We start from the raw sequence: 20,560 nt of genomic DNA, 5'->3' as shown, positions 1-20,560 counted from the left end.
GCGCCGGGATCGCGTATCCCTTGCCGGACACCTCTTCAAAAGGCCGGCCATGGAAGCGATCATCTATCACAATCCGCGATGCGGCACCTCGCGCAACACGCTGGCCCTAATCCGCAATGCGGGCATCGAGCCGAGGATCGTGGACTATCTCGCTGCACCGCCGACCCGGGAGGAGCTGCAGGCCCTGATCGCTGCCGCCGGCCTTGCGGTGCGCGCTGCCATTCGCGAGAAGGAGGCGTCTTACGCCGCCCTCGGTCTTGCCGATCCCGCGCTGTCGGACGATGAGCTGCTCGACCACATGGTGGCCGAGCCGATCCTCATCAACCGCCCCTTCGTGACGACGCCGCTCGGAACGCGGCTCTGCCGGCCTTCGGAAGTCGTGCTGGATATCCTTCCCGACACGCACAAGGGGCCTTTCGCCAAGGAGGATGGCGAGAAGGTGATCGGCGAGGATGGCAAGCGGCTCGCTTGAGGGCTATGCCTCCATAGTCGGGTGCGTTGCGGCGAGGCCGAGGGCGGCGCGCAGTGTCGCCTCGCTTTCCATAGCAAAGCGCTCGGCCGCATGACGGCCGCGCAGCTCGTCCCGCGGCGGCAGCGGGCCGGCAAGACGGACGGAAAGCCCCTCCATCGGGGCGGCAAGATGCGGCACGTCCTCGATGGCGCACAGGCGATGGGCGAGCGAGCCCTCGCGCACCACCACCGGAAGGCCGAGCTGCGCCGCCCGCCCGAGAATGCCGAAGGCCTGGTCCCCCGTCCGCGGGTAGAAGCACCAGATCGCATCGCTCGCCGCATAGGCGCCCAGCAGCTCAGCATCGGAGATGAACCGGTCAACCGTGACGCCGCCGCCCTCGCGCAGGACCTCGGCATGCTCGGCGTCGGCCACGGCAACCTTGCCGCAGGCGATGAACTGGTAGCACGCCCGCAGCCGCGCGGACCGGGCATAGATATCGGCGAAGAGATCGAAGCCTTTCCGGCCGCACTGGCTGCCGATGGCCGTCAGCACAAGGCGGTCGCCCGGCCGGCGCTCGGCGCGTAGCGCGTTCACCGCCTTGCGCTCCTCCTCGCTCAGGTCCCAGAGCTGGAAATCGTAGATATAGCCATCGGCAATGGCGGCGGCGGGCGGAAGCACGCTGAAGGGCACGATGGAGAGCGTGCGCACCGCGCGGCAGCGCTTCAGCCTTTGCAGCACCGCGCGCCGCCAGCGGTTTCCCCAGCGGGGCGAAACGGCGAGCGGCCCCGGCTTGAGCAGGAGCCCCACGGTCCGCCGTCCCAGCAGGGTACGGAAAAGCCCGACCAGCACATAAAGAAAGAACGCCTCCTCCACCATAAGGAAAAGCACTGGCGCCCGCGCGAACAGGAGGCTGCGAAGCCGCGCCCGCCGCGCGCCGAATACCCGCTCCAGCACGCGGAAATAGGCAGGCCGCCGGCCGGCCTCGCTCCGGCTATAGACGAGCGGCGCACCCAGCCGACCCTGCCCCGCCAAGGCTTCGCGTGACCGCCCGCCTGCCCTCGCGTCGAGATTTTCCGGCTGCAGGTCCGATCGAACAGACGGACCCACCGCGGCCGGCAACACGCTGCCCGCCTGCATGATCTTCCCCCCAAAATCGTCGCGAATAGCCCTCGAAGCCGTCCCTGCCCGAAAGGCCCGGATGAGCGGCCGCGTTCCCTTCGGCCCTCAACCCATCGACATATTAGTAGAAGCGAAATTCGCCTCCGCCACAACCATGTCGTTCAAATCCGGACCTTAACGTGTCGTTAACATTTATCAAGCGGGATTCCGCAACCTGAATGATGCCTTAGCGCGATCGGCCTTACCGGAAGCGGACAGCCACGCCCCTGCCCTTGCTTGCGGCGATGGGCGGGAGAGTCCATAAAGACCGCAATCGAAAGACTGCTTTCGAGGGGAAGAGAATGAACCTCAAGGAATTTGCCGCGCGCATCGGCCTCTCCCAGACGACGGTGAGCCGGGCTATGAGCGGCTATCCGGAGGTGAAGGCGGAAACGCGTGCGCGCGTGCTGGAGGCCGCGGAGCGGCTGGGCTACCGCCCGAACAGCATCGCGCAACGGCTGGCGACCGGCCGGGCCGGCGCCATCGGCATCGTCTTCCAGGGCGGCGGGCGCTTCGGGCCCCATTCCAGCGAGTTCATGGGCGGTCTTTCGACGCGGCTACAGCAGGAAGGCATCGACATCCTCGTCTCGACCGTCGAGAGCGCGGAAGACGAGGCGGCCGCCTATCGCCGGCTTGCGGCGAGCAAGCGGGTGGATGCCGTCATCGTGCATACGCCCGCCTGCACCGACGAGCGCATCGCGCTGTTGCAGGCGTTCGGCCTCCCCTTCATCGTGCACGGGCGGAGCGAGGCGGAAAAGCCCTTCGCCTTCCTCGACATCGACAATTTCGGCGCCATCGCCGCCGCGACGAAGCATCTCGCCGCCTTCGGCCATCGCCGCATCGCCCTCATCAACGGCGATACGGACAGCACCTATGCCCGCGACCGGGACGAGGGCTACCGCAGGACGCTCGCGGCAGAAGGCATCGCGGCGGATCCGGCGCTGACCGGCCACGGCGAATTCACCGACGAGACCGGCTTCCGGCTCATGCAGGGCTTCCTCGCCCTCCCCGCCCCGCCGACGGCGGTCATCGCGGGGTCGATGATGTCGGCGCTGGGCGCGATGCGGGCGATCCGCATCGCGGGGCTTGCCGTCGGCGAGGATGTCTCGCTCATCGCCCATGACGACGTCTTTCCCTATCTCAGCCCCGACAATCTCGTTCCGGCCGTCACCACGACGCAATCGCCGATCCGCGCGGCGGGCGAGCGGATCGGCGACATGACCTTGCGGCTTTTGCAGGGGGAAGCGCCGGAAGCGCTTCAGGAGGTCTGGCCGGTCGAGTTCATCATCCGCGGCTCGACAGGCCCGGTCCGGAGTTAAGGTCAGACCGCCAGCTCGCAGCGCCCCTTCTCGGTTTCGATGGCAAGATCGAGCACCTTCTGGAGCTCGGCGGCATGACGGAAGCCCGGCTCGATCCTTTCGCCCGCCGCGACGGCCGCGGCGAAGCGCTCGTAATTGGTCGGCACCGTGCCGGCGTCGATCTCCCGCCAGACGGCCTGCTCGACATCCTCGCCGAGGCAGCCGCGCAGCTTCGATCCCTCGGTCGAATGGATGACCTCGAGGGCGCCCTTGTCGCCATGCATGCGCAGGCGCAGCTCGTTGAGATGGCCGGTCGCCCAGCGGCTGGCATGGATCACGCCAAGCGCGCCGTTGTCGAAATCCACCGTCATGGTGAAGCTGTCATTGGCGTCGAGGTCGTATTCGCCGATCCGGTTGTCCGGCGCCTTGTCGAAAGCCTTCAGCCGCGCGAAGACATGGTCCACGTCGCTCGCCGCGCCGTAGCTGGCGAAATCGAGGATGTGGATGCCGACATCGCCCAGCACGCCGTTCGAGCCGTGGCGGGTGGAAAGGCGCCAGAGCCACTGGCTTTCCGTCGCCCAGTTGCCCCAGGCCTTCGAGACGAGCCAGCTTTGCAGGTAGGACGCCTCGACATGGCGCACGCGGCCGATCTCGCCCGCCAGCACCATCGCGCGCGCCTTCTGCAGCGGCGCCACGTTGCGATAGGTGAGGTTCACCATGGTCACGAGCCCGGACGCCTCGGCGGCGCGGGCCATCTCGTCGGCCTTGGCGTAGTTTTCCGCCAGCGGCTTCTCGCACATCACATGCTTGCCCGCCGCCAGCAGCGCCAACGTCGTCGGATGGTGCGCACGGTCGGGCGTGACGTTGGTCGCCGCGTCGAAGCCATTCCAGGCGATGGCGTCCTCCAGCGAGGTGAAGACATTCGCGATGCCGTGCTGGTCGGCGAAGGCCTTGGCCCGCGAGGGGTCGACATCGACCGCGCCGACCAGCTCGACGCCGTCTATCGCGGCAAAATATCTGGCATGGGTATTGGCCATGCCGCCTGTTCCAACAACGAGAAGACGCATCGTTCGCCTCAGCGGTAACCGGCTTCGCCGGCCTCATGCAGTTTCGGGCCGCGCTCCTCGATCGGCTCCAGGGCCTTGTCGACCGGCACGTTCGGCGCATCGTGGATGGCCGCATAGGTGCCCTGCGGGTTGAAGGCCCATTTCACGCCATTGACCAGGACCTTCTGGACCGTGGCGTCGTGATAGGTCGGGTAGGTCTCGTGGCCCGGGCGGAAATAGAAGATGTTGCCGGCGCCGCGGCGCCAGGTGAGACCCGAGCGGAACACCTCGCCGCCCGCAAACCACGAGATGAAGACGGTCTCCAGCGGTTCCGGCACGGAGAACTGCTCGCCATACATCTCCTCGTTTTCCAGCACGAAGTTCTCGCCGAGCCCTTCGGCAATCGGGTGGCGGGGATTGATCACCCAGAGCCGCTCGCGCTCGCCGGCCTCGCGCCATTTCAGCGCGCAGGGCGTGCCCATCAGGCGCTTGAAGATCTTGGAGAAATGGCCGGAATGCAGCACGAGGAGGCCCATGCCCTCCCACACGCGCCGCGCCACGCGCTCCACCACCGCATCGTCGACCGCGCCGTGATCCTTGTGGCCCCACCAGACGAGGACGTCCGTCTCGGCAAGGCGGGCCTCGGTGAGCCCGTGTTCCGGCTCTTGCAGCGTCGCCGTCGTGGCGTGGATCGCGGGATCCCTGTTCAGCGCCTCGGCGATCGTGTTGTGCATGCCGTTCGGATAGATCGAGCGGACGATCTCGTTCGTCTGCTCGTGGATGTTCTCACCCCATACGATGGTGCGTATTGCCATGTGCCATTCCTTCAAGGCCGGGAATTGAAACCGCTTTCAATTCGTCGAAACCGATAGAGGCAGTCCCGCATCTTGGCAAGCGGGGTCCTCTCACGATTCCGGCTCCCTTTCAGTGGAATGTCGATTTGGAGAAAAGGTTCAGCACAAGAACGCCGGCGATGATCAGGCCGAGGCCGGCAATGGCGGCAAAGTCGAGCTTCTGGCCGAAGGCGAAGTAGCCGACGAGCGAGATCAGCACGATGCCGAGGCCGCTCCAGATCGCATAGGCGATGCCGACCGGAACGTAGCGCAGGCTCCACGAGAGGAAGTAGAATGCCACGGCATAGCAGACCACCATGACGAGGGTCGGCCCGAGGCGGGAGAAGTGCTGCGCGGCCTGCATGGCGGAGGTGCCGAGCACCTCGAAGACGATGGCGGCCACCAGGACGGCATAGACGGCGGTGATGTTCATGTGAGGTCTCCGGCGCAGGCCGCGCCAACGGGCGCCTTCCGGCGCGGATTGCAAAAGACGGTCAGGTGCGCGACAGGGCCATCAGGCGCTCCAGCATGGCCGCGCGCGGTGCGGCATCCATGACGGGCGCCCCGAGCAGGTCGGCCAGCCAAAGCCCGTCCACCGCATAGCGGACGAGCATGGCGTCGAGCGTCGAATCCGTGCCGACATTTTCCGCAAGGTGCCGGTCGACCCATTGTCGCCAGCGTTCGCGCAGGTGCGGCTCGGAGATGAGCGCGACGGTGAGCACCTTCCATTGCTCGCCGTCGGAAAGGCCCTCCGGCAGGAACCAGATCGCCGCATAGGCCCGCGTGAAGCGGCCCTTCGGCTCAGGATCGTCGCGCATGCGCTCGGCAAGCGCCCGGTCGAACTTTTCCGTCAGGTCGTCGAACAGGCCGTCGAGCAGCGACAGCTTGTTGGGAAAATGATGCAGCAGCCCCCCCTTGCTGACCCCGGCCGCCTGGGAAACGGCATCGAGCGTCACGCTCGCCGGCCCCTTCTCCAGCGACAGCTTCGCCGCGACCTCCAGCAATTGCTGGCGGACGGCCTCGGGATGCTTTTTGCGATGGTGGGCTTTGCTCATGATAAAACATACCGTCTAGACGGTTTCTTGTCAATCCGCCGAGGCGGCGCTGCCGGGCGCATTGCCGCAGCTCTGCGGCCGGGATTGCGCGGCGGATGCGGCGGCGCTAAGACCCAAGGCAACGGGAAGAACCATGACCGACGCGACGCAAGAGCAGGAACGGCAGGGCGAGACGATCACCCTCTACCAGGCGGTGGGCGGCGAGGCGGGCGTACGCGCCCTGACGCGCCGCTTCTACGAATTGATGGATACAATGCCGGAAGCGGCCCGCTGCCGCGCCATCCATCCGCCGGACCTCACCGGCAGCGAGGAAAAGCTCTACGAATACCTGACCGGCTGGCTCGGTGGCCCGCCGCTCTATACGCAGAAGCGCGGCCACCCCATGCTGCGCCGCCGCCATTTCGTCGCGCCGATCGGCCCGGCCGAACGGGACGAATGGCTGCTCTGCTTCGTGCGCGCGCTGGAAGAGACGGTGCCTAGCGAGGGCCTGCGGAAGATCATCCTCGAGCCGGTTACCCGGCTTGCCCACCACATGCAGAACCAGGAATAGCCCCGGGAGTCATCCATGTCCTTTTCGCTCCGCTCGGCAAGCCTTCTCGTCGCCGGCCTGATGGGCCTTGCCGGCGTCGCAACAGCGGCGGCCGCCTCGCATGGCAGCGATCCGCGCCTGATGGCCGGCGCTTCCGCCATGTGCCTTGCCCATGCCCCGGCGCTGGTCGCGCTCCACGCGGCCTGGCCAATGGTGCGGACCGCGCCGCTGGCCGCGCTGCTGCTGGCCCTCGGCACGGCGCTCTTTGCCGGCGACCTCGTCTTCCGCCATTCGGCGGGGCACGGGCTTTTCCCCATGTCCGCGCCGACCGGCGGCGTCGTGATGATGGCGGGATGGCTGGCGGTCGCGCTCGGCGCGTTCCTGCCTAGAGCAATTCCAGCAAAAGTGTGAAGCGGTTTTGCGTCCGGAATTGCGTTAAAATAAAGAGTTAGAGCGTTTTCGCGATTCGAAGAAAAGCGGAAATGCTCTAAGAATCAAGCCTGACGTCAGCGCCCGGAGGGCGCGCGACGCAGCGAGGAGAACGCGACGACATTGTCGTTGCGCGCATCGAGGGCGGTGTCGTCCTCGAAAGCCGCCCGTCGCGCCGGCGGGCGAGCGTCGTTCACGGGAAATTCCACGACATTGGCGCTGTCCAGCAGGCAAGCGCGGCGCGTCAGGAGGGCATAGAGCTCCGGTACGAGGCCGTCGCCGTTCTGGGCGGCCAGCTTGTGCAGGCCGATCATCGCGAAGGCCTCGGGTCTTTCGTCATTCACTGGGTACTGTCTCCCTGGCTCATGCTCTGCAGGGCCCGCTCGAAGGAGGACTTGCTGCCGTTGCGCAGCGGCACGAAGGCCTTCTCCCACTTCTTGCAGCCCGTTTTCACGCGGATGCAGGCATCATGGCTGATACAGTCGATGGGGCAGAAGACGCAGTCCACGGAGGGCAGCACGTTGTCGATGCGGGAAACCGCCTCGCGCAGACCGCCGTCGTGATGGATGAGGTTGGCGCCGTAGGAGCTGGCGATCTGGCGCAGATGCGCCACCTGGCAGTCGCGGCCGCCGACATAGAGGAAGCTGCGGCCCTCGAGGCCGGCCTTGTCGGCCTTCTCGTCATTGTCCTGCCGCTGGCGGGCCTGCTGCTGTTGCCTTTTCTCGCGCATCGCCTTCCTCTCCGCTTCGCCGGTCCGGCGCTTCACTTTGGTGACTTCCACGCTGCGGGGGGCCTGCGCCTGCGGCGCCCGCACCTCCATCCGCTGGGCGGCCGGCGCTGCGGCCGCTCCCTCCTGCGAGCCTTCGGCCATCTGCTTGCGGAGCGCGGCAAGCTGGCGCTCCAGATCGGCGATGCGCCGGTCCCGCTCGGCGATCATTGCCTTCAGGACCGACTCCATGCGGCCCGCAGTCATCGTATTCATGCAGCATCCCCTTTGGCACTCCGCGTGGGCGGAGCCTCAGTCCGGGTCAACCTACAAAACTTGATTTTCAGAGTAAAGTATAAACATGACTATTAAAGTCATATTTTCCGACAAAAAAATCCCGCCAACCGGAAGGCAGCGGGAAAGATCGCCTCAGTTGAAAACGATCGGCACGTTGAATGCCCAGGACGCGCGCCCCGCGGCCTCGGGGATCTTCGCGAAGGGCGCGGCGCGCTGCACCGAATCGACCGCCGCCCTGTCGAGCGCCGCGCTGCCGGAGCTGCGCGCGACGCGGATGCCGCTCGCCTGTCCGCCCGAGCCGACGACGAAGCTTACCACGACGCTGCCGCTCTCGCCGCCCGGCGCGCGCCGCTTGGCGCGGTTGATCTTGTTGCGGACCTTGCCCGGATAATTGCTGACGGCGGCATTGCCGGCCGTGGACGAATTGCCCTTCTTCTGGCCGCCGACGGAGGCGGTCTTCACATCGGCCGAGCCATCCACCTCGCCCTTCGTGGCATTCGCCTTCGCCGTGCCCTTCTCGCCGGCCTTGCGGACGACCTTCTGCTTCGGCTTCTTGCGCTCGACCTTTTTTACCGGCTCTTGCTTCTTCACCTCGGGAACCGGCTTGATCTCCCGTTCCGGCTCGACCTCGGGCTTGATTTCCGGGATCGGGATCGCGGCGATCTCCACCTCGGCGGAGGGAACGATCAACTCATGCACCGGCTCCGACACCACCGGATCGACGGGCGCGATCTCGGTCGTCTCGGGCTGGATCTCGGTGGGCTTGATTTCCGCAACCTCCTGCGGTTGCGGCTCGGTGACGTCGGGCTGGATCGCTTCCGGCGTGATCGCCTCTTCGGGATTGCCAGACTCGACCGCCTCGAAGGCGCCGTTGCCGAGCATGGCCACTTCCGCGACGACGCCGCCGGCGATCAGCGCCTCGTCTTCCGGCGCCGCCGGCGTCATGGTGAGGATCGCGGCCGCCCCGGCATGGGCCAGCAGGGAAAACACCCCCGCACCGATCCAGAGCCACTTGCTTCCAGCCATCGTCTTATCCACCGTTCCGTTTATCGCGATCCCGCCTCATGCGGGCCGCCACTCAACTCAACCTTCGAGACCGGCCGAAACCTTGCTGCGCGTGACGATGCCGTCCATGCAGCGGGCCTTGTCGAGCCCCTCGCCTTCGCAGACCGGCGCATCGTTGATCAGCAGGTTCTTCACCCCTTCGCACTTGATGCCCGGCACGTCGAACTGGCGCACCTTCGACTTGCCGGCCGGCAGGTCGCGGAAATCGAGCAGCGCCAGCCGCTCGACCGTGCCCTTGTCGTTGAAGATCACGAATTCGAAGGAGACCTTCGAAACGTTCTGCTGAAAGCCGTTCGCCGCGACGAAGGTGAAGAGGCAGCCCTTCTGCGAGGCGGCAAGCGCATTGAGCTCGACATCCAGCCCCTTGGGCGCGGCTTCCTGTGCGGCCGCGCCGGAGACGGCGGCGGCTGCGAGCATCGACGAGAGAAGAAGGGTGCGTACGATCATGGCTTGCCTGTTCGTGTTTTCGGTCCGGACGTCGGTTCCGGCGTCTCACAAAATTAACATGAGTTTGCCAGTCCTGTATTGCGCCTATAGATAAATATGAGTAAGCAAGTCAAGATAGTAAACGCCAAATTCCCCCGCAACTCCCTGTTCCGCCGAGAAAAACGGACCAGCGGGAGCAGCAGGAAAATGGCCATGAACATTTGAATGAAGGCCGCGACCATGACCGACACGACCCGACCGACACCTGCCGAAATCCGCGCCTTCCGTGCGGAAAACCCCAAGATGCGCGAGCGTGACATCGCCGCCCAGCTCGGTATTTCGGAGGCTGCGCTCGTCGCGGCCGAGGTCGGGCTCACCGCGATCCGCATCGACGGCAGCGCCAATCGCTTCCTCGAGCGTGCCGAAGCCCTCGGCGAGATCATGGCGCTGACCCGCAACGAGAGCGTCGTGCACGAGAAGATCGGCGTGTTCGAGAAGGTCACCACCGGCAAGCACGCCTCGATCGTGCTTGGCGAGAATATCGACCTGCGTATCTTCCCCGGCACCTGGGCCCATGGCTTCGCCGTGACGAAGACCGACGGCGAGCAGGTCCGCCGCAGCCTGCAGTTCTTCGACAAGGCCGGCGACGCCGTGCACAAGGTCCACCTTCGCCCGGCCTCCAACCTCGAAGCCTACGAGGCCATCGTCGCCGACTTCCGCCTGGAGGACCAGTCGCAGGAATTCGTCGAAGTCGTCTCGGAGAAGACCGTCGAGACCGGCCCGGTCGATGTGGCGGCGCTGCGCGAGAACTGGAGCGCCATGACGGATACGCACCAGTTCTTCGGCATGCTGCGCAAGCTGAAGATCGCCCGCCAGGACGCCGTGCGCAGCGTCGGTGAGGATTTCGCCCGCCAGGTGCGCGCCGATGCCGTCAGCGAACTGCTGCGCGCCTCGGCCGAGCGCGACGCCGAGATCATGTGCTTCGCCGGCAATCACGGCACGATCCAGATCCACACCGGGCCGGTGAAGAACATCCAGCCGATGGGTCCCTGGCTCAACGTGATGGATCCCACCTTCCACATGCACCTGCGCACCGATCACATCGTCGAGTGCTGGGTCGTCCGCAAGCCGACCAGCGACGGCCACGTCACCTCGCTCGAAGCCTATGACGCGAGTGGCGAGATGATCGTCCAGTTCTTCGGCAAGCGGAAGGAAGGCATGAGCGAGCGCGCCGACTGGCGCGAGATCCTCGACGGCCTGCCGCGCCCCGACAGCGCCGCCGCCTGAAGACGAGCACCATCAGGGACCACGACCCAAGGATTACGATCATGAGCAAGAGCTTCGATCTGCGCCGCGCCCGCCCGTGGGAAGTGGCCCTCACCGTCTTCGCGCTTTCCGCCCCGCTGCTGGCGACCTTCACCCTGCCCGTCGACGGCGGCTTCGTCCGCAAGGCGGCCGCACAGGACATGCAAAAGGTCGACACGTCGAAGCTGGTGACGATCGGCGGCGCGGTGACGGAAATCGTCTATGCGCTCGGCGAAGGCGAGCGGATCGTCGCGCGCGATTCCACCAGCATGTATCCCGAGGAGGCGCTGAAGCTGCCGGATGTCGGCTACATGCGCGCCCTCTCGCCGGAAGGCGTCATCGCCGTCAATCCCACCGCGATCCTCGCGGTGGAGGGCAGCGGTCCGGCCGATGCGCTGGCCGTGCTGAAGAGCGCCGGTATTCCCTTCGAAACCGTGCCGGAAGGCTATGACCGCGCCGCGATCCTCAGGAAGATCGACGTCGTCGGCAATTTCCTCGGCGTGCCGGAAAAGGCGAAGGCGCTGGAAGAGAAGGTCGGCGCGGAACTCGACGGCGCCATCGCCGATGCCGCCAAGCGGCCGGAAAGCGAACGCAAGCGCGTGCTCTTCATCCTGAGCTTCCAGAACGGCCGCATCATGGCCGCCGGCAACCACACGGCCGCCGACGGCATCATCGGCCTTGCCGGCGCGATCAACGCCACCGAAGGCACCTTCGACGGCTACAAGCCGCTCACCGACGAGGCAGTCATCAACGCCAAGCCCGACGTCGTCATGGTCATGACGCGCCCGGGCGCCGGCAGCACGGACGAGGAAGTGCTCGCCCATCCCGCCATCGCCGTGACACCGGCCGGCAAGAACAAGACGGTCCTGCGCATGAACAGCCTGCACCTGCTCGGCTTCGGCCCGCGCACCGCCTCGGCCGTCAGCGACCTCAACAAAGAACTCTACGGCAAGCCCGGTAATGTCTCTCAATGACGCCATGCGCGGCCCGGTCGCACGCAGGTCCTTCCTGATGCGCGCCGCCGGCGGGCAGGCGGCCGGCGACCGCACCGCGATCGCCCGCCTCACCCTCTGTCTCCTCGTCATCCTGTCGGCCGCCGCGATCGCACTGTCCATCGCCACCGGCGCATCGGACGCATCCGCGGTCAATGTCATCGGCGCGCTCCTCACCGGCGCGGAAGACACCGCGCTCAGCATGCGCGACCGCATCATCGTCTTCGACATCCGCATGCCGCGCGCCCTGCTCGGCTTCCTGATCGGCGCGGCACTCGCCATGTCAGGCGCCGTCATGCAGGGCCTCTTCCGCAACCCGCTCGCCGATCCCGGCCTCGTCGGCATCTCCTCGGGCTCGGCGCTCGGCGCGGTGCTGATGATCGTGCTCGGCGGCAGCCTGCCGGCCGGCCTCATGCTGGCGCTCGGCGCCTATGCGCTGCCGCTTGCCGCCTTCCTCGGCGGGCTTCTGACGACGCTGCTGCTCTACCAGATCGCCACGCGCGGCGGGCAGACCTCCGTCGCCACCATGCTGCTCGCCGGCATCGCCATCGCGGCCCTTGCCGGCGCCGTCACCGGCATCCTCATCTACATGGCCGACGACAAGCAGCTGCGCGACGTCACCTTTTGGAGCCTCGGCTCGCTCTCGGGCATGACCTGGACGAAGCTTCTCGCCGCCGGCCCGATCATCCTCGTCGCCCTCCTCGTCGTGCCCTTCCTGTCGCGCGGGCTCAACGCCATCACCCTCGGCGAGGCCGCCGCCTTCCACATGGGCGTGAAGGTGCAGCGGCTGAAATACACCGCAGTCATCGCCGTCGCGGGCGCCGTCGGCGCCTCGGTCGCCGTCAGCGGCGGCATCGGCTTCGTCGGCATAGTGGTGCCGCACCTGCTGCGCATCGTCATCGGCCCGGACCATCGCTACCTGCTGCCGGCCTCCGCGCTGCTCGGCGGCGTGCTGATGCTCGGGGCGGACATGCTGGCGCGCACCATCGTCGCCCCCGCGGAACTGCCCATCGGCATCATCACGGCGCTGGCCGGCGCGCCCTTCTTCCTCTGGGTGCTGCTGCGCGACCGCACGCGGAACGGCTGGTAGGACGGAAATGATCGCTACAAGGAACCTTACGGTCAGCCTGTCCGGCAAGACCATCGTCCAAGGCGTATCGCTGCAGGCGAAGGCCGGCGAGCTGACCGCCATCGTCGGCCCCAACGGCTCGGGCAAGACGACGACGCTGAAGGCGGTCGCCGGCGAGCTTTCGAGCAAGGGCGACATCACCCTCAACGGCCACGACATCCGCGCGCTCGAGCCCTGGCAACTCGCCATCAAGCGTGCCGTACTGCCGCAGGCCGCGACCATCGCCTTTCCCTTCACCGTGCGCGAGATCGTCCGCCTCGGCCTGACCGTCGGCCCGAACCGCCATGCCGACCGCATCGACGCCATCACCGCCGAGGCGCTCCGCGCCGTCGACCTTTCGGGCTTTGCCGGGCGGCTCTATCAGGAGCTTTCCGGCGGCGAGCAGCAGCGCGTGCAGCTTGCCCGCGTACTCTCCCAGATCTGGGAGCCAATCCTCGACGGCGAGCCCTGCTTCCTGATGCTCGACGAGCCGGTCTCGGCGCTCGACATCCGCCACCAGCTCACCATCATGCAGCTCGCCCGCCGCTATTGCGAAAACGGCGGCGGGGTGATCGCCGTCATGCACGACCTCAACCTCACCGCCATGTTCGCCGACCACATGGTGATGATGAAGGCCGGCCGCATCGAGCGGGCGGGACACCCGGCCGATGTCATGACGGACGATGCGATGGAAGCCGTCTTCGGCTGCCGCATGCGCATCAACGGCGTGCCCGAAGCGGGCGTGCCCTTCGTGCTGCCCCATACCGCTTCGGCCTAACGTTCCAGCGTCCTGGAGCAGCTCCAGGGAACCTTTTGCGACATTGCACGTTTTCTGCCCCGGAAGACCGTTCCGCCAAGGGGGTGGAGCGCAGTTCGGCCCGCGCGCAAGCGGGCGACCGCAAAGGAGAAACGGCATGGCCAACGGAATGTTTTCATCCCGCAGCAAGACCCTCAAAAACGGGCTCAAGGACGAAGCCCAGGCCGTCGAGGACCAGATCACGGAACTGCGCGAGGAAATCGCCTCGCTCACCCGCCTGCTCGCCACCGACGCCTCGAAGGGGGCGGGAAACATCCGCAAGAGGGCCCGGGCGGCCAAGGCCGAGATGAGCGACGCCGCGCACGGCCTGAAGGACCGCGCGGAAGGCGACTTCCGCGACATGATCGCCGCCGGCGAGGACATCCTCTCCGAACTCCAGTCCCGCTACCAGGATTCCGGCCGCATGGCCCGCAAGGCCGTCAAGGAGCATCCGCTGACGACGCTCGGCGTTGCCGCCGCCGCCGGCTTCCTGCTGGCCGCACTGCTGCGGCGCTGAGCCTTCCCTTCACGATCGATCCAGGGACGCGCCTGCGTCCCCCCACTTCCGCGGAGCACACAAGGCATGCTGTCACTGGGGGCCATTCTCGTGCAAAATCTCGTCACCCGCGTCACGGACCGGGTGGAAGAAACGGTCGACAGCGCCCGGCGCAACGCGATCGGCGGCCTGATCGCCGGCGTGCTGCTCGTCACCGCCTATGTGCTGGCCGTCGTCGGCGGCGCGGTGCTGCTGGCCGAGCGCTACGGCACGGCGCCGGCCCTCTTCGGCCTTGCCGGCGGCTTCCTCGTGCTGGCGATCATCGTGCTCGTCGTCGTCGCCGCCCGCAACAGGCGGGAGCGGGAACTGCGCCGCATCCGCCGGCAGCAACTCGCCGCGCGCCGCGACCTGATGGCCGCGGCCGCCAGCGTCGCCACGCAAAAGCCCTTCGCCGCGACGGCCGTGGCGCTTGCCCTCGGCTTCCTGCTCGCGCCGAAATCGCGACGCGACGACGACTGACGATCCCCACCATTTCCGACAGGAGAACCGTGCGCCCGAACGGGCGCACAAGGCCGTTCTATTTCCCTGAAACTACAGCGGCATCCGCACGACGGCGGTCACGCCCTTCGGCAGGTATTCGACATGCACGCTGCTGCCGAGGATCTTGTCGAGGCTGCGCTCGATCAGCACGGAGCCGAAGCCGCGCCGCCCGTTCGGATTGACCGGCGGCCCGCCGACCTCGTGCCAGGTCATGTTGAGCACGCGGCGGCCCTCTTCGTTGACGATGCGCGCCGTGATCACCACCTTGCCGGTGGCGACCGAGAGCGCCCCGTATTTGCGGGCATTGGTGGCAAGCTCGTGCAGCACGAGGCCGAGGCCGACGGCCTCGTCCGGCCCCAGCTCCACCTCGTCCTTGTGGATCTCGACCTGGCTCTCGTAATCGAGCGCATAGGGCATGATCTGCTTCTGCAGCAGCATCTTGAGATGGATGACGCCCCATTCGTGATCGCTGAGCAGCCCATGCGCCTCGGAAAGCGATTGCAGGCGGCCGGCGAAGGCATCCATGAACTCCACCGGATCGCTCGTCTGGCGAAGGGTCTGGCGGGCGAGCGACTGCAGCATGGCAAGCGTGTTCTTGACGCGATGGTTCAATTCGCGCAGCAGGAGCCGCGTCCGCTCGGAGGCGAGCTGCCCGTCGGTGACGTCGACATTGATGCCGAGGAAGAGGGTCGGCTTGCCCTCCGCGTCCCATTCATGCACCCGGCCGCGGCCGAGCAGCCAGCGGCCCGACTTGGACGCACGGAACAGGCCGTCATATTCCTTGCCGGTGGCGAGCGCATTGCGCAGGCGGTCGATGGTCGTCTTGCGGTCGGCGGGGTGGACCGCACCGAAGAAGGTGCGCGCGCTCATCGGCCGCGTCGAACGGAAGCCCAGCATGCGGTGGAAGGTCTCGTTGCCCGACACGATGCCCGTCGAGAGGTCCCACATCCAGCTCGCCACATTGGCGGCGTCGAGCGCCAGCGCATGACGCTTCTCGTCACGCGACAGGACCTCGGCGGCCAGCATGCGCCGCCGCGCCTCTTCCTTCTGACGGATCAGGACGCCGGCGAGCGAGGCGAGCCTTGCGAGTTGCGGCAGAAGGGTGTCGGCAGCGGCTGTGCGGACCTTCCTGTCGGCGACCGCGACCGTGCCGATGGGCTGGCCGTCCATCACGATCGGCGCGCCCGCATAGAAGCGAACATGCGCCTCGCCGCTGACGCTCGGCAGGCCGGAAAAGCGGGGATCCCTGGACGCATCGGCCACCATGAGCGGCGGCGCCCCCTTTTCCGCCAGCATCCGTGCGCAAAAGGTCTCCTGGGAGGGAAAGCGGATTTCCGGCGTGCCGCGGCGCGCCAGGAACCATTGGTCCGTCTGGCCGAGAACGGTGACGAAGGCCATGGGAGTGTCGGCAAGACCGGCGGCCAGGCCGGCGATGTCGTCGAAATCGGGATCGGGGCCAAGAAAGACCGGCATGGCGGCTTGCAGCGCCGCAAGCCGTTCCGGCGCGCCGAGAATCGCAGCTACACCGGTCGGCAATGGCTGAGCGTTGTCCTTCATGCCCTTTGGTAGGCGATTCCACGTCCGATTTCACCCGCCATGCGAGCAAATGGATGTATTTTCGCCGTTCCCCCTCAATCTTTCCGCCGCCCGCCACGATGACGGGCGGCTTTTGCCATCAGGATGCGAATGCACGAGAGGTGATCGGCGCGGACACGGCGTCCGGACCGTAGTCGCTTTCGCCGCTGACCTGCAGAAGCTCCTGCAGGCGCTGCCGGGCACGGTTGACCCGGCTCTTGATCGTGCCGAGGGCGCAGCCGCAGATTTCCGCCGCCTCCTCGTAGGAAAAGCCCGAAGCGCCGACGAGGATGATGGCCTCGCGCTGTTCGTCCGGCAGCTTTTCCAGCGCCTTCTTGAAATCCTGCATGTCCAGCGAGCCGTACTGGGAGGGGTGCTGGGCGAGGTTTTCGGTGAAGATGCCGTCGGAATCCTGCACCTCGCGACCGCGCTTGCGCAGCTTGCTGTAGAGTTCGTTGCGCAGGATCGTGAAGAGCCAGGCCTTCATGTTCGTGCCCATCTCGAACTGTTCCTGCTTCGCCCAGGCTTTCATGATCGTGTCCTGCACGAGATCGTCCGCCTGGTCGTGGCGGCCGATCAGCGAAATGGCGAAGGCACGCAGGCTCGGCAGAACGGCCAGCAGTTCTCGTTTGAAATTGGTCTGGTCCCTGTCCATTGCTTCCTCACTCGGCCCTTTGCACGCTGTTTTCGACAGCATCCAATTTTTCGAGAAGATCCAGGAACCTCTGGGGAAGCGCCTCATCCTGAACCGAATGGTAGAAGGCGCGAAGCTTCATCGCGATCTGCCCGTTCGGATCGTCGGGTTTTCTGGAGGACGTCCCCGCCCTCGTCTGCTTTTCAACACTATTCACTCTTGGCCACTTTCATCTTTGACGCTCCACGCCCCGGTGAAGATTTCGGCGTGAAAATGCCGCCAGGCGAAAAAAGTTCCCTTCCCCGGAACCTAAATTTGATTGCCGCGTTCAAACCGTCAACTGCCAGTGCAGCAATTCGAGAACAGGGGACAGAATATGCCGATTTCCGACCGCATCGGACCTCATCTTCCGGCGCTTCGCCGTTACGCCCGCGCCCTTACGGGCACCCAGTCCTCCGGCGATGCCTATGTGGCAGCCACTCTGGAAACCATCCTCATCGATCCCTCGACCATGCCGGAAGGCGGAGACGACAAGGCAAGGCTCTTCGGGCTCCTCAGCCGCATCATCGCATCGCTGCCGGTTTCCATGAGCCGGGCCGCCGGCGCCATCGCACCGGGCAAGGAGGCGCCCTTCGATCTTTCCGGCGTGCCGCCGCTCGGCCGGCAGGCCCTGCTGCTGGCAACCGTCGAGGGCTTCTCGGTCGAAAAGACCGCCGATATCCTCGAGGCGGACGCCTCGGACATCCGCGACCTGCTCGACGCCGCCTTCGCGGAAATCGCCGCACAGGCGGAAACGGGCATCATGATCATCGAGGACGAGCCGCTAATCGCGCTCGATCTTGCCCACATGGTCGCCGGCATGGGCCACCGCGTCACCGGAATCGCCCGCACGCAGGCCGAGGCCGAGACGCTGTGGAGCGACAGCCGCCCCGGCCTCGTGCTCGCCGACGTGAAGCTGGCCGACGGTTCCTCCGGCATCGACGCCGTCAACACCATCCTCTCGCGCACGGATATCCCGGTGATCTTCATCACCGCCTACCCGGAGAAGCTCCTGACCGGCGAGCGGCCCGAACCGGCCTTCCTCGTCTCCAAGCCCTTCAATCCCGAACAGGTGAAGGTGCTGATCAACCAGGCTCTCCTCTTTACGCCGCAGACCCGCGCAGCGGCCTGATCTCGCTCCCGGATAGCCGCAGCGGCGGCGCGGCTGGCGGCGGTGGGACGGCACGCCCACCGCCGCCTTTTTTTGCCATGCCGACCATACGGACATGACGGGGCAGGCCCCAAAGAGAAAACAGCCAGCGCCGGGGAGGCACTGGCTGCTTGAGTATCCACGGACCGGAGGGGGACACGGTGTCGTGGTCGTTCACCGGTCGAGGGCCTCGCATTTGGGGGATATGCGCAGACCGGTGACGACCTAGAAACACGCGACGCACGATTTGGTTCCGCCCGGTTGCAAATTTTTCGAGATTTTTTCAGTCGATCGCGTCGAGCTCGGCGCGATGGCGATAGAGCGCCAGGAAGCGCCGGAAATCCCGGTCGTAGCGGGCCTTTCGGGTCGTATCCGGCAGGTATTCCCGCCCGCCCGGATACATGCCTGATCCCGCCGCCGGCAGGTCCGGATAGAGGCCGCCGGCAACCGCCGCGGCCATCGCCGTGCCGAGCAGCACCGCGTCCTGCGTCTGCGGCACGACGAGACGGCAGCCGGTCACGTCCCGGTAGAGTTCCATCAGCAGCGGATTGCGCACGTGGCCGCCCGCGACATGGAGCGTATCGAGCGGATAGCCGCCGTCGGCGAGCTTTTCGAGGATATGGCGGATGCCGAGCGCGATGGCGACCGAGGTCCGCCAGTAGAGCCGGCAGAGCCCGTCGAAGGAGGCATCGAGCGCCAGCCCGCTGATCACGCCGAGGGCATGGGGATCGGCGAGCGGCGAGCGGTTGCCGTGAAAATCGGGCAGGACATGCAGCCGCTCTGCAAAGGCCTCGCCCTCTTCGGCCCGCAGTTCTCCGATCCGCGCGACGATCCGGGCATGCGTTGCCGCCGTGGGCTCGCCGCCGGCGCTGTGCGTGCCGACGATGTGATCGAGTAGCGCGCCCGCCGCCGACTGGCCGCCCTCCAGCAGCCAGAGGCCCGGCAGGACCGCCTCGTAATAGGGTCCCCACATGCCGTAGCCGAATTTCTTTTCCCGCGCGAAGGCGACGATGCAGCTCGACGTCCCGCCGATCAGCGCAAGCTGCCGCTCCAGCTTTTCCGGCGCGCCGGCGAACGGGCCGAGCACGCCGAAGGCGCCGGCATAGGCATCGATGAGGCCGCTCGCGACCACGCAGTCCGTATCCAGCCCGAGGTCTTCCGCCGCCCCGGCGGCGAGCCGCCCGACCGCCTGCCCGACGGGCAGGGTCGTTTGCGGCAGCGACCCGCGCTCGCGCACGTCCTCGAGCCCGATCGCGGCGAGGAAATCCTCGCTCCAGGGCCTTTCCGCATGGGAAAGGTAGTTCCATTTGGCCGTCATCGTGCAGCGCGAGCGAGCATTCGAGCCCGTCGCCCGCCAGGTGACGAAATCGGCGAGATCGAAGAAATAGCCGGCCTTGGCCCATTGCCCGGGCCGGTGGCGCTTCAGCCACATGAGCTTCGGCATTTCCATTTCCGGCGACATCACGCGCCCGGAATGATCAAGCACCGGATGCGCCGTCGCCGTGCAGGCATCGGCCTCCTCCAGCGCCCGGTGGTCGAGCCAGACGATCGTATCCCAGCGCGCGTCATCGCCGGAAACGGCGAGCGGCTTTCCCGCCCCGTCGCGGACGACCAGCGAGCAGGTCGCATCCACGCCGAGCGCGGCGACCCGCGACGGGCGCGCATCCGCCGCCGCGCAGGCACGCCGGACCGCGCCGCAGACGGCGCGCCAGATATCCTCGGAATCGTGTTCGGCATGGTCGGCCGCCGGGCGGCGCATGGCGATCGGATGCTCGGAACGCCCGAGCAGCGCACCGCTCCGGTCGAACACACCGGCGCGGGCACTGCCCGTGCCGATGTCCACCGCAACGATCAGATCGCGCATCAATGCTCTTTCCCGACGTCCTCTTCCTCGCGGACAAACTGTAACAATTCCCGCATGTCGTCAAACAGCGCGTCGGGGCGAAGGTCGAGCAGCGCGTCGCGATGACGGGGCGTGCGCGCATGGGAGCCGCCGGTGAAGGCGACGACCCGCATGCCGGCGGCCTTGGCGGCCATGATGCCGGCGGGGCTGTCCTCCACCACCACGCAGCGCGCGGGGTCCACACCCATCTCGGCGCTGGCATGGAGGAAGAGATCCGGCGCCGGCTTGCCGTGGGTGACCATGCTGGCGCTGAAAATGTTCGGCTCGAAGCAGTCGAGGAGACCGGTCACGGAAAGCGACAGCCGGATGCGCTCCGGCTGGCTGGACGAGGCCACGCAATGGGCGACGCCGAGCGCATCGACGGTCTCGGCGACGCCGGCTATCGGCTGGAGTTCCGAACGGAAGCGCTCGTAGAGCACCTTGCGCATGGCCTCGAGGAAGGCCGCGTCTACAGCAAGGCCGTATTCGTCATGCAGGATTTCCGACATGCTCTTGAGGCTGCGGCCGAGAAAGCGTTCGTGCGCCTCCGCCTCGCTCATCGCGACGCCCGCGGCGGCGAGCGCTTCGACCAGAACGGTGATCGAGATGGGTTCGCTGTCGACGAGCACCCCGTCGCAATCGAAGATGACCAGTTCTGTCGCTTTGGCGGCCATGGCGTTCCGTTCCGTTTTCAGGCCCCCGTTGGTACTGTCTGCCCCGCGCGATGAAAAGCCCCGATTGCCGATCTCC

Annotated in this window: 25 protein-coding genes; 11 read left to right on the top strand and 14 right to left on the bottom strand. The window is 66.6% G+C overall.

What is annotated here, in order from left to right:
- Positions 1-49 precede the first annotated feature (49 nt).
- A complete protein-coding gene (arsC, locus tag DSD28_RS13250) occupies positions 50-472 on the top strand; it encodes an arsenate reductase (glutaredoxin) (protein WP_119257168.1) in 423 nt (140 codons plus the stop codon).
- Between the two features lie 3 nt (positions 473-475).
- Here the strand turns inward: arsC and DSD28_RS13245 are convergent, their stop codons facing one another.
- Positions 476-1,588, bottom strand: a complete 1,113-nt coding sequence (locus DSD28_RS13245; protein ID WP_162911388.1) for a glycosyltransferase — start codon at positions 1,586-1,588, stop codon at positions 476-478.
- Between the two features lie 323 nt (positions 1,589-1,911).
- Here DSD28_RS13245 and DSD28_RS13240 point away from each other — a divergent pair, with 323 nt between their 5' ends.
- Positions 1,912-2,928: a LacI family DNA-binding transcriptional regulator gene (locus tag DSD28_RS13240; RefSeq protein ID WP_119256883.1), complete on the top strand. Its 1,017-nt coding sequence runs from the start codon at positions 1,912-1,914 to the stop codon at positions 2,926-2,928.
- Between the two features lie 2 nt (positions 2,929-2,930).
- Here the strand turns inward: DSD28_RS13240 and DSD28_RS13235 are convergent, their stop codons facing one another.
- From DSD28_RS13235 to DSD28_RS13220, 4 genes are all read right to left on the bottom strand, one after another.
- The gene (locus DSD28_RS13235) at positions 2,931-3,974 is read right to left on the bottom strand and encodes a Gfo/Idh/MocA family protein (protein ID WP_119256882.1); all 1,044 of its coding nucleotides are present in this window, start codon (positions 3,972-3,974) and stop codon (positions 2,931-2,933) included.
- 8 nt (positions 3,975-3,982) lie between these two features.
- Positions 3,983-4,768, bottom strand: coding sequence for a ThuA domain-containing protein (locus tag DSD28_RS13230; protein ID WP_119257167.1), 786 nt, complete (start codon positions 4,766-4,768; stop codon positions 3,983-3,985).
- A gap of 109 nt (positions 4,769-4,877) precedes the next feature.
- Positions 4,878-5,219, bottom strand: coding sequence for a DMT family transporter (locus DSD28_RS13225; RefSeq protein WP_119256881.1), 342 nt, complete (start codon positions 5,217-5,219; stop codon positions 4,878-4,880).
- Positions 5,220-5,280: 61 nt separating this feature from the next.
- Entirely contained in the window at positions 5,281-5,841 is a 561-nt protein-coding gene (locus tag DSD28_RS13220) for a TetR/AcrR family transcriptional regulator (protein ID WP_119256880.1), read from the bottom strand.
- A gap of 133 nt (positions 5,842-5,974) precedes the next feature.
- Between DSD28_RS13220 and DSD28_RS13215 the strand changes: the two genes are divergently transcribed.
- Together DSD28_RS13215 and DSD28_RS13210 are read left to right on the top strand one after the other, a co-directional pair.
- Entirely contained in the window at positions 5,975-6,391 is a 417-nt protein-coding gene (locus DSD28_RS13215; RefSeq protein ID WP_119256879.1) for a group II truncated hemoglobin, read from the top strand.
- Between the two features lie 15 nt (positions 6,392-6,406).
- Positions 6,407-6,781 carry a DUF423 domain-containing protein gene (locus DSD28_RS13210; protein WP_119256878.1) on the top strand — a complete coding sequence of 125 codons (375 nt, stop codon included), beginning with the start codon at positions 6,407-6,409 and terminating at the stop codon, positions 6,779-6,781.
- Positions 6,782-6,876: 95 nt separating this feature from the next.
- Here DSD28_RS13210 and DSD28_RS13205 read toward each other — a convergent pair whose 3' ends face one another.
- From DSD28_RS13205 to DSD28_RS13190, 4 genes are all read right to left on the bottom strand, one after another.
- Complete coding sequence (locus tag DSD28_RS13205) at positions 6,877-7,143, bottom strand: hypothetical protein (RefSeq protein WP_119256877.1); 267 nt, start codon at positions 7,141-7,143, stop codon at positions 6,877-6,879.
- Positions 7,140-7,529, bottom strand: coding sequence for a DUF2325 domain-containing protein (locus tag DSD28_RS13200; RefSeq protein WP_119257166.1), 390 nt, complete (start codon positions 7,527-7,529; stop codon positions 7,140-7,142). Before DSD28_RS13200 ends, DSD28_RS13205 begins: the two co-directional genes overlap by 4 nt.
- 405 nt (positions 7,530-7,934) lie before the next feature.
- Positions 7,935-8,828, bottom strand: a complete 894-nt coding sequence (locus tag DSD28_RS13195; RefSeq protein WP_119256876.1) for a cell envelope integrity protein TolA — start codon at positions 8,826-8,828, stop codon at positions 7,935-7,937.
- A gap of 57 nt (positions 8,829-8,885) precedes the next feature.
- A complete protein-coding gene (locus DSD28_RS13190; protein ID WP_119256875.1) occupies positions 8,886-9,314 on the bottom strand; it encodes a hypothetical protein in 429 nt (142 codons plus the stop codon).
- 219 nt (positions 9,315-9,533) lie between these two features.
- Here DSD28_RS13190 and DSD28_RS13185 point away from each other — a divergent pair, with 219 nt between their 5' ends.
- The 6 genes from DSD28_RS13185 (at position 9,534) to DSD28_RS13160 (ending at position 14,509) form a co-directional block, all read left to right on the top strand.
- The gene (locus DSD28_RS13185) at positions 9,534-10,580 is read left to right on the top strand and encodes a hemin-degrading factor (protein ID WP_119257165.1); all 1,047 of its coding nucleotides are present in this window, start codon (positions 9,534-9,536) and stop codon (positions 10,578-10,580) included.
- Positions 10,581-10,621: 41 nt separating this feature from the next.
- Complete coding sequence (locus DSD28_RS13180; RefSeq protein WP_119256874.1) at positions 10,622-11,572, top strand: heme/hemin ABC transporter substrate-binding protein; 951 nt, start codon at positions 10,622-10,624, stop codon at positions 11,570-11,572.
- Positions 11,559-12,680, top strand: a complete 1,122-nt coding sequence (locus tag DSD28_RS13175; protein WP_119256873.1) for a FecCD family ABC transporter permease — start codon at positions 11,559-11,561, stop codon at positions 12,678-12,680. The genes DSD28_RS13180 and DSD28_RS13175 overlap by 14 nt, the downstream gene beginning before the upstream one ends.
- Positions 12,681-12,687: 7 nt before the next feature.
- Positions 12,688-13,476: a heme ABC transporter ATP-binding protein gene (locus DSD28_RS13170; RefSeq protein ID WP_119256872.1), complete on the top strand. Its 789-nt coding sequence runs from the start codon at positions 12,688-12,690 to the stop codon at positions 13,474-13,476.
- Positions 13,477-13,612: 136 nt separating this feature from the next.
- Positions 13,613-14,011, top strand: coding sequence for a glycine zipper domain-containing protein (locus DSD28_RS25930; RefSeq protein WP_162911387.1), 399 nt, complete (start codon positions 13,613-13,615; stop codon positions 14,009-14,011).
- Between the two features lie 66 nt (positions 14,012-14,077).
- Entirely contained in the window at positions 14,078-14,509 is a 432-nt protein-coding gene (locus DSD28_RS13160; RefSeq protein WP_119256870.1) for a hypothetical protein, read from the top strand.
- 72 nt (positions 14,510-14,581) lie between these two features.
- Here the strand turns inward: DSD28_RS13160 and DSD28_RS13155 are convergent, their stop codons facing one another.
- The 3 genes from DSD28_RS13155 to DSD28_RS25925 all read right to left on the bottom strand — a co-directional run bounded on the left by DSD28_RS13155 (position 14,582) and on the right by DSD28_RS25925 (position 16,881).
- Positions 14,582-16,087 carry an HWE histidine kinase domain-containing protein gene (locus DSD28_RS13155; protein ID WP_119256869.1) on the bottom strand — a complete coding sequence of 502 codons (1,506 nt, stop codon included), beginning with the start codon at positions 16,085-16,087 and terminating at the stop codon, positions 14,582-14,584.
- 118 nt (positions 16,088-16,205) lie between these two features.
- Complete coding sequence (locus DSD28_RS13150; RefSeq protein WP_119256868.1) at positions 16,206-16,760, bottom strand: RNA polymerase sigma factor; 555 nt, start codon at positions 16,758-16,760, stop codon at positions 16,206-16,208.
- 7 nt (positions 16,761-16,767) lie between these two features.
- Entirely contained in the window at positions 16,768-16,881 is a 114-nt protein-coding gene (locus DSD28_RS25925; protein WP_162911410.1) for a NepR family anti-sigma factor, read from the bottom strand.
- A 234-nt stretch (positions 16,882-17,115) separates the two neighbouring features.
- On the opposite strand from DSD28_RS25925, the gene DSD28_RS13140 reads away from it, so the two are divergent.
- On the top strand, positions 17,116-17,910 hold the full coding sequence (locus DSD28_RS13140) for a response regulator (protein WP_119256866.1): 795 nt from the start codon (positions 17,116-17,118) through the stop codon (positions 17,908-17,910).
- Positions 17,911-18,211: 301 nt separating this feature from the next.
- On the opposite strand, the gene DSD28_RS13135 is transcribed toward DSD28_RS13140, so the two are convergent.
- Positions 18,212-19,792: an FGGY-family carbohydrate kinase gene (locus DSD28_RS13135; protein WP_119256865.1), complete on the bottom strand. Its 1,581-nt coding sequence runs from the start codon at positions 19,790-19,792 to the stop codon at positions 18,212-18,214.
- Positions 19,792-20,484: an HAD family hydrolase gene (locus DSD28_RS13130; protein ID WP_119256864.1), complete on the bottom strand. Its 693-nt coding sequence runs from the start codon at positions 20,482-20,484 to the stop codon at positions 19,792-19,794. Before DSD28_RS13130 ends, DSD28_RS13135 begins: the two co-directional genes overlap by 1 nt.
- Between the last annotated feature and the right edge of the window lie 76 nt (positions 20,485-20,560).

The sequence above is a fragment of the Shinella zoogloeoides genome (assembly GCF_003574625.1).
GTDB lineage: Bacteria > Pseudomonadota > Alphaproteobacteria > Rhizobiales > Rhizobiaceae > Shinella > Shinella zoogloeoides_A.
This window is presented reverse-complemented; position numbering and strand designations above follow the sequence as displayed.